Source organism: Thermoactinomyces sp. CICC 10523 (assembly GCF_016055105.1).
Classification (GTDB): domain Bacteria; phylum Bacillota; class Bacilli; order Thermoactinomycetales; family Thermoactinomycetaceae; genus Thermoactinomyces_A; species Thermoactinomyces_A daqus.
The window spans coordinates 13,000-25,211 of the sequence record NZ_JAECVX010000009.1 but is presented as its reverse complement, the minus strand read 5'-3'; the positions used below and the strand labels follow the sequence as shown (position 1 = coordinate 25,211).

The window sequence follows — 12,212 nt, the reverse complement described above, 5'->3', positions numbered from 1 at the left end:
ACACCGGAACAAATCTCAAAAAAAGGAAAGCGCTTTCTCTGTTTTGCAAAAGTACAGGTGTGTTACAGGTTGGATCGTGATGTCCCCTTAACCTCCCCACATCGATGGTCGGTGAAAGGGGCACCACTCCCCACCCGAGTTTGCCGGTTTTCATCCTGATTTGGTTTGGCATCATGTCCGTTTTCTCAGTCAAACAGCTTGCTGACCGATTGCTCATTATGAACGCGCAAAATGGCCTCCCCCAGCAAAGCAGCAACAGACAAGACCTTAACCTTGTCCAATTGCTTGTTTTCCGACAGCGGAATCGTATCGGTTACCACCATCTCTTTGAGATTGGAATCACGGATTCGGTCAATGGCCGGACCGGAGAAGACCGGATGGGTACAGCAAGTGTAAACTTCCTTGGCGCCATGCTCCATCAAGGCGTTGACGGCCAGCGTGATCGTTCCGGCGGTATCAATGATGTCATCAATAATGATGGCTGTTTTTCCTTTTACATCTCCGACAATGTTCATCACTTCAGCCACGTTGGGTTCGGGCCGGCGCTTATCGATGATCGCAATCGGCGCTTCCAAACGCTCAGCCAAACGACGAGCCCGAATCACACCACCGTGGTCGGGGGAGACAACAACGACATCGGTTAAGCCCTTGCTTTTGAAATAGTCTCCGAGGATCGGCACACCCATCAGGTTATCCACGGGGATATCAAAAAAGCCCTGAATCTGTGTTGCGTGCAAATCCATTGTAATCACGCGGTCGGCTCCGGCTGTTTCGATCAGATTGGCCACCAGTTTGGCCGTGATCGGATCGCGCGCACGGGTTTTGCGATCCTGGCGGGCATAGCCGTAATAGGGAATCACCACATTAATCGTTCCCGCGGAAGCTCGGCGCAGCGCATCAACCATGACCAATAGTTCCATCAGGTGCTGGTTGACAGGATCACAGGTGGATTGGATCACATACACATCGGAGCCGCGCACACTCTCATTCAGTTTGACATGAATTTCCCCATCGCTGAATTTGCCGACATGGGCATCACCGAGCGGGATCCCGATATGATCGCAAATCGCCTTTGACAAAGCGGGATTGGAATTGCAACTGAATACCTGCAAGCGAGAATTACCTGTCGACATAAGCTGAAGTTCCTCCAATTTCATTTCATTTGGCTGAGCGTTTTTCTTTTAATTTTTGCGCGTAACCCGGTTTGTTGGTTTGCCGCTCACGCGCAATCGCCAGGGCATCTTTCGGCACATTGTCCGTAATGGTTGAACCGGCGGCCACATACGCCCCTTCTTCCACCTTAACCGGAGCCACCAGGTTAACATTGCAGCCGACGAACGCCCCGTCCTCAATCACCGTTTTGTGTTTATTCAGTCCATCATAATTGACCGTGATCACACCGCAACTGACATTTACATTCTCTCCCACATCTGCATCTCCTACATAGGCGAGGTGAGAGATTTTTGTACCGTTTCCGATATTGGCTTTCTTCAGATCGACAAAACAGCCCACTTTGGTGTTGGCACCCAGATCCGTTCCGGGACGAAGATAAGCGTAAGGCCCGACTTTGGCCTGCTCCCGGATTTTGCTGCCTTCAATCACGGCATAGCGAATCCGGGCTCCGTCCGCCACCACCACATCGGACAAATCGGCTTGCGGCCCAATGTGGCAACCTTCACCAATGACCGTTTTGCCCCGCAAAAACGTTCCCGGTTCAATCACGGTATCCGGTCCGATCTCCACATCTGCTTCAATATACGTACTTGCCGGGTCAATGATTGTCACACCGCTTCTCATCGCTTTGCGCAAAATGCGCTCACGCATCTGTTTCGCCGCTTCGGCCATCTGAACGCGGTCATTCACACCCATCGCTTCATCCGGATCATCAAGAATTTCTGCGCGGATCGGCTGCCCCTGCTCACGCAAAATGGCTACGACATCCGGCAGGTAATATTCGCCTTGAGCATTATTATTATTAACGAGAGAAAGTGCAGAAAATAATTTTTGATTATCAAAACAATAAGTTCCGGTATTAATTTCCTTAATGGCCCGTTCTTCTTCCGACGCGTCTTTTTGCTCGACAATGCGGTCGACTTGGCCGTCCTCCCGGCGCACGATCCGTCCATAACCGGTCGGGTTCTCCATGACCGCCGTCAGCACGGTCGCTGCCGCACCTGAAGCACGATGGTTTTCCACCAGCTTCCTGAATGTTTCCGCGGTAAAGAGAGGATGGTCACCGTTGATCACCAAGGTGATTCCCTCTTCATTTTGCAAAAGAGGCCTTGCTTGCATGACTGCGTGGGCCGTTCCCAGCTGCTCCTTCTGATCGGCAAATAAAACCCGGTCACCCAGATGTTCTTTAACCGCTTCCGCCTGGTGCCCGACGACAAGAATGGTTTTTTCCGTCTGAAGTTCATCCAAAGTATCCAGAATATGGTCGATCATCGGTTTTCCGCAAACGGGATGAAGGACTTTGTGTTTTCGTGATTTCATCCGCGTCCCTTTTCCAGCTGCCAATATCACCGCATAAACATGTTGCATGAACAAAGCGCCCCCGTTTCTCGAAACTTCCTCCCTGAATATATCGCATCATATGTAGGATTGCAACCAAACCGGTCTTTAAACTTTCGCAACAAAAAAGAACCCGGGGCACGGGTTCCTCTTCCTGATTTATCATTTTCCAACCATCACAAAGCTTTTTGCGCGTTGATATTCATCTGTTCTGCCGCTTCGAGTTCGCCGGCCTTGCGATACTCTTCCAGAACAGCCGCCTCGATCTTCTCCCGGCTGACCGGAGAAATCGGATGGGCAATATCGCGAAATTCGCCATCCGGAGTCCGTTTGCTCGGCATGGCAACGAACATCCCGTTATTGCCATCGATCACTCGAATATCATGCACCACAAACTCGCTGTCAATCGTAATCGAAGCAATCGCACGCATTCGACCTTCACGGTTGACTCTGCGTAAACGCACATCAGTAATTTCCATCTGATCCCACCACCTGTTTCCTATGATGACTAATCATTTCTAAATTACCTATTCGAGGCAACGGGACCAATTCCTCCCATAAATAGACAGTATTAGTAAATTTCTCTTGTTTTCCAATCTATTTCTTCTTGGCAATGACCTCCATCTCAATCAGGACATCTTTGGGCAAACGGGCAACTTCTACGCAGGAGCGAGCCGGCTTATGCCCGGAAAAATATTGGGCGTAAATCTCATTGATTTGCTGGAACTGATTCATGTCTTTTATGAAAATCGTCGTTTTAATGACATGGTTGTAATCACTTCCGGCTGCTTCCAGCACAGCTCCGATATTTTTAAGAACCTGGTGCGTTTGTGTCGCAATATCGGATCCGGCGAGTTCCCCCTCGGGCGTGAGCGGGATCTGCCCGGACGTGAAAATCAACTCTCCCAGTTCAACCGCCTGTGAGTAAGGACCGATTGCCTGCGGCGCTTTTTCCGTTTGCACTTGTTTGATCATGGTGATCATGCCCATCTCTCCCTGTTAAAAATATTTCCCAAATCGACTTGTACTCTCCGTTCCTTCACATCCAGTTCCCTGACTTGGACCAATGAGGCATAAGCGTCGACCAACCGTTCCCTGGCCGGGGCTTCCAGCATCACTCCGACACCGACGACCTCTGCGTTAAACTCGTTCAGAAGATCGAACATCCCCCGCACCGTGCCACCCGCCTTCATGAAATCATCGACAATGAGCACGCGTGAACGCTCGGACAAGCTCCGCTTTGACAGAGACAGCTGCCTCATCCGTTTGCCTGAACCCGACACTGTGTTGACCGTCACAACCGATCCTTCCGTCACCCGATAGTCATAGCGCGCTATCACCACGGGGGCGCGAAGGTAAGCCGCTGTCGCATAAGCGATGGGGATTCCTTTGGTTTCGACGGTTAAAACGGCATCGATTTTTTTGCCGCCGAATACCGAGGCGAAAATGCGGCCCATCTCGTTGACCAAGGTTGTGTCTCCCAACAGGTCGGAAAGGTATAAAAACCCTCCCGGCAAAATTCGTTCGGGATTGCTCAGCCGCTCGCACAATCCTTGAATCACGTGAAGAGCCTGATCCCGGCCGATATCCGGAATATATCTCACGCCGCCTGCCGCACCGGCCACCGTCTCTAATTCGCCATTTCCTTCTGCTTTCAACACTTCATCAATGATGTCCAAATCCTCACTGATCGAAGATTTGGCCGCATGGTATCGCTCAGCAAAAGTCGTAAGCGGAATTAAACGGTATGGCTGGACCAGTAATTGGCGGGTCATGTCAACCAGTCTCGCGCTCCGTTTCCACTTATCCATTCCATACCTCCGAAGTCCTAATATTCCTGACCGAAATATATCATTTTGTTCGGATTCCATCAAGCACACTTTCCGTGCGTACTCCCAGCATGCGCACGCAATAGACTTGCCGGCAAAATCCCCGAAGGCTGTTTACAATCCGTCTCGCCCGCGATTCTTGCCTTATCAGGGCAAAAACCGTGGGTCCGCTGCCGGACATTAACACGCCATCGGCTCCGAACTCTTTCATCTTCTTCTTGATCTTGCCCACATCCTCATGCATTTCCATCGTCACCGGCTCCAACACATTCCCCAACAGACGAACCATGTGATCGTAATCTCGTTTTCTCAGCGCCTCTGCCATTTGTTCTGTTTCCGGGTGCTCCGCGATTTCATCCACTTTCAGACGTCCGAATACATCCGCCGTGGAAACGCCGTGCCCCGGCTTGGCCAGCACGACCCAGCAGGGCGGCGGCGGAGGCAACGGGGTGAGGATCTCTCCCCGTCCTCTGGCGATTGCAGTGCCTGAATAAACGCAAAAAGGAACGTCCGAACCGATTTCCGCTCCGATGGCTGCCAGTTCTTCATCGCTCAAACCCAGCCCCCATAACCGGTTCAGCCCGCGCAGGGTTGCCGCCGCATCGCTGCTTCCCCCGGCGAGTCCCGCTGCTACCGGAATATGTTTATCAATTCGGATATGTATCCCGCGCTTGATCCCGATTTTCTCTCTCAGAAGAACGGCGGCGCGATAAGCGAGATTCCGTTCATCCTGCGGCACGAGTCCCGAACTGGATTCCAGTGTGATGGACGAGCTTTCCTTTTCAAACAAATCGATTCTGTCAAACAGATCGACTGTCGTCATCACCATTTCCAGTTCATGGTATCCATCCTGCCGTTTATAAAGGGCATCCAGTGTCAGATTTATTTTGGCCGGTGCTTTGACTGAAACGAGCAATTCTCTTCCCCCCAGTGCACCAACTGATGATTTCTCCGTTGTTTAACAAGAGCGGTTGACCAGACTTTCCTTATTTTATCACGATCGGTTCGCCAGAAGTATGAAAAGAAATCGGGTGTAACCATCCAGACAAGAAAAGCCCAAGGGAAATATCCCTTTGGGCTTCTTACCCTGTTTACTTTCCTGAATCTCTCGCAGCCAAATGTTCTTCGGCGATCTGAATCGCCCGTTTCACCATGTTTCCCGCATCGCGGGTTCTGATTCCACCCCAGCCTTCACGCTGAACCACATCGTAAAAGCCGAGGTCTTTGGCCAACTCATACTTAAAGGCTTCTGACATCACTCCACCACGCCGACGTGCCAAGTGATCCCCTCCTTTTCGGATTCAAGAACAAGTCACAGGGCATCCCTAGTATGACAAATTCAACGCATTTTTATGTAAGCGCTTTCACATCGTAAAAAAAAGAACACACCGAAATGTGTTCCATTATTGAGATGTTTTCACGTATTTCACGGGAATTTGTTCGTTATTGTTATTAAAAACAGTGAGTTCCACTGATTCTGTCAGTATATCTGCATAGCTGTAAGAAACTCGGTTGAAAGAATGGTCTTCATCCAACTTGACAACGAACACGGAGGGGTAAGTCTCTTCGAGAATCCCGGTCCGTTCAACGGTCTTACGGCGTCCGCTGTTTGCTTTTAAGCGGATTTTTTGTCCGATGTATCCCTCAAGAGTACACTTGATTTCGGTTAACGCGTTTTTGCCCATTGGTCGACCACCTCACTTATAGAAGATTATACTACAAGCGAGGTGCAAAGTCAAACGAAGTATTATAGCAGGGGGACAAACTTCTTGTCAATGGGATTCTGCATAATTTTTTGCCATAAAATAAGACTCACTTGGTAAAACGGTCAGCCACGGCACTGGCCGCAAAAGATTCCGGCTTGATCTTGGCCGTATAGCCGACAGACGTGACCCAACCGACCACTTCCTGAATCAGTTTTCTCGTCTCCCCCTGCTGCCCCACATCCAAGTGGATCTCCATCGGAATGTTGACGGAAAAACCAAAGAACCCTTTTTCCTTCAGCAGTTCCACCACTTTCAAACTGTATTCCGTCTCGCGATAAATGCGGTAACGGAGATCACGCATCGCGTTATGGCGAATCTTCGCATAGTAGAAAGTGGCACCTTTGCCGATGCGCTGCACAATTACGGCCGTGACGTAGATGGTCTCCCGCTCGCGCGTTTGCGAGTCGGTGCCGATCACCATCTTATAGCTGGCCTTCGGGTCTTCCTGAATATATTCCTTAATCTCCGCAATCATGTGATCAAGACTGCGTCGGCCCTTACGAGGATGATAAAAGTTCACGGAAAAACCCCCAACGATTTAGGATGGTTTGATCCTACACGTCGAGTCTGAGGTTCGTATCCGCTTTTGCATCTATTACTTCGGTTAATCGTGCATATTCCGCCAGGTCTAATGTTTCTCCGCGTCGTTTCGGATCAATATCCGCCTCACGAAGCAACCTCTCCACTTCCGCTTTGTCCAGGCTGGTGAGGAGATTGGCATGAAGCGAATTCAACAGAGTTTTGCGCCGCTGAGCAAAAGCTGCTCGCACGATTTTGAAAAAGAGTGACTGATTTCCAACTTCGACCGCAGGTTGATCGCGGATGGTTAAACACGCCACTGCGGAATCCACCTGTGGACGGGGAACGAAAACATGACTTGGAACGCGGGCCACTTCTTTTGCTTCAGCAAAATACTGCACCAGTACGCTCAGCGAACTGTAATCCTTCGTTCCCGGCTTCGCAGTCATGCGGTCGGCCACTTCCTTCTGGATCATGATAACGATATTTTTGAGCGGCAGTCTCTCCGTGAGCAGCCTGATCACAATCGGGGATGTGACATAATAGGGAAGATTGGCGACCACATGAAGGGAATTCACTTCCTGAAAATATTCATCCACCAGAGCATGAAGATCGACGGTCAAAGCATCTCCATGAACTATTTCCACCTGCGGCCGGGTTTGAAACAAATCCTTCAAAACCGGAACCAACCGGCCGTCAATTTCAACAGCAACCACTTTTTTCGCTTGATCGGCAATGCGCTCGGTCAGAGCGCCGATCCCAGGCCCGATCTCAATCACTCCCGAATCGGGGGTTAAATCCGCTGCGCGAATGATCTTGTCCAGGACATGGGAATCAGTGAGGAAATTTTGGCCCAAGCTCTTTTTTAGTATGATTCCATATTGGTTAAGAATATCCCTCGTCCGTACAGAAATCGGTTTTTGCGTCATCCCTTCCATCCTTCCTCCTCTGCTGCCATGGCTTGCAGCAGTTCTTCACGCGAAATGCACAGCACTTGCAGACGACGGTAAAATTGCTTGGCATTCCCGTAACCAATCCCCAAACGCTCTGCGATCCGTTCTCTGCGTTTGCGCGAATCGCTCCCGCCGGCAAAACCCAATTCATAATATTCTTCCCAGGTGAGCGGCGGCTCTGGCTCCTCCCCGTCCCATTCGGCGCGAACGGACTGGAGCGCCTTGGCAATCGCCTCCGCCCCGGCGTGTTCAATGCCGATTTTACCCTTCCCTGCGGCTTCGCTTTGCGGCAAAAAGGCGTGTTTCACCCCGGCCACATTTTCCGAAATGATGCGCCGGATCCGTTCTCCGGCATAGTCAGGGTCGGTAAACACGATCACTCCCCGCTTTGCCTGCGCCCGTTTTATCTCGGCAAGCACCTCTTCTCCCAGCGCCGAGCCCCGCGTTTCAATTGTATCGGCTTCGACGGCGCGCCTGATCGCCAATGTATCGTTTTTTCCTTCTACGACAATAACTTCTTTCAACTTCGGACGTGACAAAATAAGCTACCTCTTTCCAGGACTGTATTTCAAACTGAACTTTGAAAGAAGGGAGCACTGGACCCAGGCTCCCTTTTGTTTCGCTTCGTCAAGCGTTCAGCACTTTTTCAAGTTTAAACAGACGAATCGCATTGGCCCGGGTGGCCTCGGCCAGTTCTTCCGGGCTCATCCCGCGCAATTCGGCAATCTTCTCGGCCACGAGCCGGACGTATCCCGTTTCATTCCGATTGCCGCGATAGGGATGCGGCGCCAGATAGGGGCAATCCGTCTCGATGAGCAGACGATCAAGCGGAACCTCTTTGGCCACCTCTTTCGGTTCTTTTGCATTCTTGAAGGTGACAGGACCGCCCAACCCGATCATGAAGTTCAGTTTCAACACTTCCTCCATGATGCGAAGGTCGCCGCCGAAACAATGCATGACTCCTCCCACTTCTTCGGCATGTTCTTCCTTTAGTATGCGCACAACGTCCTCATGGGCATCCCGGTCATGAATGATGATGGGAAGCCCTGTCTCCTTCGCCAGAGCGATCTGCCGGCGAAACACCTGCGCCTGCACATCGCGGGGGGAGTTGTCCCAATAATAATCAAGCCCCATTTCCCCCAGTGCAACCACTTTGGGATGGGTGGTCAGTGAGCGAATCCATTCCAAATCGGCATCGGTGCAATCTTTGGCATCATGGGGATGCCAGCCGACAGCGGAATAGATGAACTCATATTCCTCGGCCAATTTCAGGGATGTCGCAATGGTTTCCTTGTTGTATCCGACATTTAAAATCGTTTGCACGCCATATTCCTCACGCGCCCGCCTGATCACTTCCGCCCGGTCCCCGTCGAATTTGGGATCGTTCAGATGGGCATGGGTGTCAAACAACATCACGGCTGAATCCTCCTCTATCGCTGGGTCGCCAGAGACAGTAAATGGATGCGGTTCACCGGCAATACAACCACATCAGCCCGGCCCACTACCGCGCTGATGTCAACCGGGCCGATCATGCGGCTGTCAAGGCTGTTGTTGCGGTTGTCTCCCATGACGAACAAATGGTGAGCCGGAACGATCAAATGCTTGTAACTTCCGATCGCATCATTCATCGCCCCGTTGATATAAGGTTCGTCAAGCGGTTTTTTGTTTCGGTATACCTTTCCGTTTTTAATATCGATCTGGTCTCCCGGCAAACCGATGACCCGTTTGATAAAATCGCGGCCTTCATTGGTATGAAAGACGATAATATCTCCATAATCGGGCATATCGACACGATAAATCCATTTATTTACAATCAGCAGCTCATCGCCTTTCAGTGTCGGTTCCATGGATTGACCGTTTACTTCATACGGGGCAAACAAATACCCGCGAATGCCAAAGGCAATCAACACCGCCACGGCAATGGCCACAAACCACTCCAATGCGGTCACCCATTTTTTCGATGAGCTTTTCGGATCCGCCATCAAAAAACCTCCTGTATGAAAAAATTTCGAACCAGGTTCTATACCAAATTCACTGTCTGGCCGTTTTTGTAATGGACAGACCGTTTTTTCCCCTTGGTTTCTGAAAGCGGAACAGGCAAAAGAAGTTCCTTGCATCCATTTCAAGGAACCGATTCACTTCAACTTCTGGCATAAAAATCACCGCGTGCCGGGGTAGTGGCCCGAAGTGTGTGGAGAATCGGGACATGGCGCCTCCCAACCTCCCGGAACAATCGGTCAGGAGGGCCCGCTCCCTTCTCAAATCATGCTTGGGTTATTTCACTTTGGTTCCGTTGGGAATGTCACCGGAAACCGTCGCCAAAACCAGCCGGTCCTGATCAGAAGCGGCCAGAATCATCCCTTCGGACAACTCCCCACGCAATTTGACCGGTTTCAGGTTGACCACGCAAATCACTTTTTTGCCGATCAAATCCTCCGGCTTATAATGTTTGGCGATCCCAGACACCACCTGGCGCTTTTCCGACCCCAGGCACAATTGCAGTTTCAGCAGGCGATCCGCATTTTTCACCGGCTCAGCCTGGATCACCTCGGCAACACGCAGTTCAACTTTGGCAAACTCGTCGATCGAGATCAGCCCTGCCGCTTCATCCTTCTCTTTTATTGTTTTCTCTGCTTCCGTTTTTTCATCCGGTTTGAGGGTTGATTTGCTGATCATGTTTTTAATCTCCTCCACTTCTGTTTTAACATCGAGTCGGGGAAAAATCGGTTTTCCTTTCTGCGTTTTCGTACCAGCCGGCAGCACTCCAAACTGCTTGAGCGTATCCCATTCGGTCAGCGGGCCTTCCTCTATCCCCAGCTGCTGCCAAATTTGTTTGGGTGCCCTTGTCATAAAAGGCTGAATCAAAATGCCGACCATTCTCAGCACCTCAAGCAAGTGGTAGAGAACCGAACCGAGAACATGCTTCTTCTCTTCATCTTTGGCCAGATTCCACGGCTGGGTTTGCTCAATATAACGGTTGCCGAAGCGAACCAGTTCCCAGATGGAAGTCAGTGCAACAGAGAACCGGAGGTTTTCCATCGCTTCCTCCACTTTCTCCACCGTTTTTCTTGCGAAGTCGATCAGCGGCCGATCATGCTCAGTGGCTCCTTCAACCTGCTTTGGTACCACTCCGCCGAAGTATTTCTCCACCATGGTCAGGGTCCGATGCAGCAAATTTCCCAGATCATTGGCCAAATCGGCGTTCACCCGCTCGACAAACGCCTCGGCCGTAAAGATTCCGTCTGCGCCAAACGGGACTTCACGCAACAGATAATAGCGGATCGGATCCAATCCGTATCGGTCGATGAGCGGAACGGGGTCAACGACATTTCCTTTTGACTTTGACATTTTTTCTCCCCCGACCATGAAGAACCCATGGGCAAAAACCTTTTTCGGCAGCGGCAATCCGAGAGCCATCAGGAAAATCGGCCAATAAATCGTATGGAAGCGAACGATGTCCTTGCCAACCAGATGAACGTCGGCCGGCCAATACTTTTCAAAACGGGCAGCGAGCGCGGGATCGTCGGACAGATAGCCCACTGCGGTAATATAGTTGGTCAGGGCGTCCAACCAGACATAAACAACGTGCTCCGGGTCGTCCGGCACCGGAATTCCCCAATCGAAAGTGGTTCGGGAAATGCTCAAATCTTCAAGCCCCGGCTTGAGAAAGTTCTGGATCATTTCATTTTTGCGGGATTCCGGTTCAATGAAGTCCGGATTGGCCTCATAATGTTGCAGTAAGCGATCCACGTATTTGCCCATCCGGAAGAAATAACTTTTCTCCCTGATTTTCTGGATGGGACGATTGCAATCGGGGCACTTGCCATCTTTCACCTGGCGGTCAGTGAAGAAGGATTCCTCATGAACACAATACCATCCTTCGTATTCACCCAGGTAAATATCACCTTGGTCAAGCAATTTTTTAAAGATCTTTTGCACCACTTTTTTGTGGCGTTCCTGTGTCGTGCGGATAAAATCATCGTAGGAAATGTCCAGCTTCTGCCACAATCTTTGAATTTCATTCACGTTTTCATCCAAAAACTCCTGCGGGGTCTTCCCTGCCTCCTGGGCCGATTTTTGAATCTTTTGCCCGTGCTCATCTGTCCCGGTCAAGTACATCACATCGTACCCGCGCAAACGTTTGTAACGCGCCATCGCATCTCCGGCCACCGTCGTATAGGTATGACCAATGTGAAGTTTGCTGTTGGGATAATAAATCGGTGTCGTCAGATAAAAGGTCTTCTTGGCTTCACTCATTCCCACATACTCCTTTCCCGTTTTTAAAATAAAAAATCCCGCCCGTCATTGGGGCGAGATCTGTGCACGCGGTACCACCCAAGTTCAGCACCTGCTTTGTCGGCAGATGCCCTCAGACGCCTTTTAACGTCGGCACACGTTCTTCCCTAGTCCGGAGAACCTCCATTTCAGGAAGAAGTCTCAGGGGCCATGTTCATCCGCTTCCGCTATGCTGGCTTCCACCTGTCCCAGCTCTCTGGAGATAGCGTCCACCGACTACTCTTCCCCTTCACAGACTTTGATTCTTTCCATTGATTACGGATCAAGATCTTTTTCCTATTATACAATAGTCAAAAACGGTTGAAAAGTAAAAGCGGCGCCTCTGCCAAGCTGCTTCT

Annotated in this window: 14 protein-coding genes and 1 other annotated feature; all 14 genes read right to left on the bottom strand. The window is 50.6% G+C overall.

The genetic code is table 11. The features are described from left to right. Window positions 1-185: 185 nt before the first annotated feature. Entirely contained in the window at window positions 186-1,133 is a 948-nt protein-coding gene (locus I8U19_RS11700; RefSeq protein ID WP_033100698.1) for a ribose-phosphate diphosphokinase, read from the bottom strand. Window positions 1,134-1,158: 25 nt separating this feature from the next. After that, window positions 1,159-2,541, bottom strand: a complete 1,383-nt coding sequence (glmU, locus tag I8U19_RS11695; protein WP_198055987.1) for a bifunctional UDP-N-acetylglucosamine diphosphorylase/glucosamine-1-phosphate N-acetyltransferase GlmU — start codon at window positions 2,539-2,541, stop codon at window positions 1,159-1,161. A gap of 146 nt (window positions 2,542-2,687) precedes the next feature. Next, on the bottom strand, window positions 2,688-2,990 hold the full coding sequence (gene spoVG / locus I8U19_RS11690) for a septation regulator SpoVG (protein ID WP_033100700.1): 303 nt from the start codon (window positions 2,988-2,990) through the stop codon (window positions 2,688-2,690). 118 nt (window positions 2,991-3,108) lie between these two features. Further along, the gene (locus I8U19_RS11685) at window positions 3,109-3,483 is read right to left on the bottom strand and encodes a RidA family protein (protein WP_033100733.1); all 375 of its coding nucleotides are present in this window, start codon (window positions 3,481-3,483) and stop codon (window positions 3,109-3,111) included. Window positions 3,484-3,491: 8 nt separating this feature from the next. Continuing rightward, window positions 3,492-4,322: a pur operon repressor gene (gene purR / locus I8U19_RS11680; RefSeq protein WP_033100701.1), complete on the bottom strand. Its 831-nt coding sequence runs from the start codon at window positions 4,320-4,322 to the stop codon at window positions 3,492-3,494. A gap of 40 nt (window positions 4,323-4,362) precedes the next feature. Beyond that, on the bottom strand, window positions 4,363-5,256 hold the full coding sequence (gene ispE, locus I8U19_RS11675) for a 4-(cytidine 5'-diphospho)-2-C-methyl-D-erythritol kinase (protein ID WP_198055986.1): 894 nt from the start codon (window positions 5,254-5,256) through the stop codon (window positions 4,363-4,365). A gap of 175 nt (window positions 5,257-5,431) precedes the next feature. Next, complete coding sequence (locus tag I8U19_RS11670) at window positions 5,432-5,596, bottom strand: small, acid-soluble spore protein, alpha/beta type (protein ID WP_370589224.1); 165 nt, start codon at window positions 5,594-5,596, stop codon at window positions 5,432-5,434. A 147-nt stretch (window positions 5,597-5,743) separates the two neighbouring features. After that, a complete protein-coding gene (locus I8U19_RS11665) occupies window positions 5,744-6,025 on the bottom strand; it encodes a Veg family protein (protein WP_033100704.1) in 282 nt (93 codons plus the stop codon). A 127-nt stretch (window positions 6,026-6,152) separates the two neighbouring features. Then, on the bottom strand, window positions 6,153-6,626 hold the full coding sequence (locus I8U19_RS11660) for a ribonuclease H-like YkuK family protein (RefSeq protein WP_033100705.1): 474 nt from the start codon (window positions 6,624-6,626) through the stop codon (window positions 6,153-6,155). A gap of 34 nt (window positions 6,627-6,660) precedes the next feature. Next, window positions 6,661-7,563 (bottom strand): 16S rRNA (adenine(1518)-N(6)/adenine(1519)-N(6))-dimethyltransferase RsmA, encoded by a 903-nt coding sequence (gene rsmA, locus I8U19_RS11655; RefSeq protein ID WP_370589222.1) that lies wholly within the window; start codon window positions 7,561-7,563, stop codon window positions 6,661-6,663. Then, window positions 7,551-8,117: a ribonuclease M5 gene (rnmV, locus tag I8U19_RS11650; protein ID WP_232330957.1), complete on the bottom strand. Its 567-nt coding sequence runs from the start codon at window positions 8,115-8,117 to the stop codon at window positions 7,551-7,553. The genes rsmA and rnmV overlap by 13 nt, the downstream gene beginning before the upstream one ends. A gap of 88 nt (window positions 8,118-8,205) precedes the next feature. Further along, window positions 8,206-8,991, bottom strand: coding sequence for a TatD family hydrolase (locus I8U19_RS11645; RefSeq protein ID WP_198056029.1), 786 nt, complete (start codon window positions 8,989-8,991; stop codon window positions 8,206-8,208). Between the two features lie 17 nt (window positions 8,992-9,008). Beyond that, window positions 9,009-9,560, bottom strand: coding sequence for a signal peptidase I (gene lepB / locus I8U19_RS11640; RefSeq protein ID WP_198055984.1), 552 nt, complete (start codon window positions 9,558-9,560; stop codon window positions 9,009-9,011). Between the two features lie 292 nt (window positions 9,561-9,852). Then, window positions 9,853-11,835, bottom strand: a complete 1,983-nt coding sequence (metG, locus tag I8U19_RS11635) for a methionine--tRNA ligase (RefSeq protein WP_033100707.1) — start codon at window positions 11,833-11,835, stop codon at window positions 9,853-9,855. Between the two features lie 46 nt (window positions 11,836-11,881). Beyond that, window positions 11,882-12,116: a binding site (T-box leader), on the bottom strand. Window positions 12,117-12,212 lie beyond the last annotated feature (96 nt).

Excerpts from the sequence above, each read along its gene's own strand:
- I8U19_RS11700 (WP_033100698.1), bottom strand. The coding sequence starts at position 1,133 with ATGTCGACAGGTAATTCTCGCTTGCAGGTATTCAGTTGCAATTCCAAT.
- glmU (WP_198055987.1), bottom strand. The coding sequence starts at position 2,541 with ATGCAACATGTTTATGCGGTGATATTGGCAGCTGGAAAAGGGACGCGG.
- spoVG (WP_033100700.1), bottom strand. The coding sequence starts at position 2,990 with ATGGAAATTACTGATGTGCGTTTACGCAGAGTCAACCGTGAAGGTCGA.
- purR (WP_033100701.1), bottom strand. The coding sequence starts at position 4,322 with ATGGATAAGTGGAAACGGAGCGCGAGACTGGTTGACATGACCCGCCAA.
- I8U19_RS11670 (WP_370589224.1), bottom strand. The coding sequence starts at position 5,596 with ATGTCAGAAGCCTTTAAGTATGAGTTGGCCAAAGACCTCGGCTTTTAC.
- I8U19_RS11665 (WP_033100704.1), bottom strand. The coding sequence starts at position 6,025 with ATGGGCAAAAACGCGTTAACCGAAATCAAGTGTACTCTTGAGGGATAC.
- rsmA (WP_370589222.1), bottom strand. The coding sequence starts at position 7,563 with ATGGAAGGGATGACGCAAAAACCGATTTCTGTACGGACGAGGGATATT.
- I8U19_RS11645 (WP_198056029.1), bottom strand. The coding sequence starts at position 8,991 with ATGTTGTTTGACACCCATGCCCATCTGAACGATCCCAAATTCGACGGG.
- lepB (WP_198055984.1), bottom strand. The coding sequence starts at position 9,560 with ATGGCGGATCCGAAAAGCTCATCGAAAAAATGGGTGACCGCATTGGAG.
- metG (WP_033100707.1), bottom strand. The coding sequence starts at position 11,835 with ATGAGTGAAGCCAAGAAGACCTTTTATCTGACGACACCGATTTATTAT.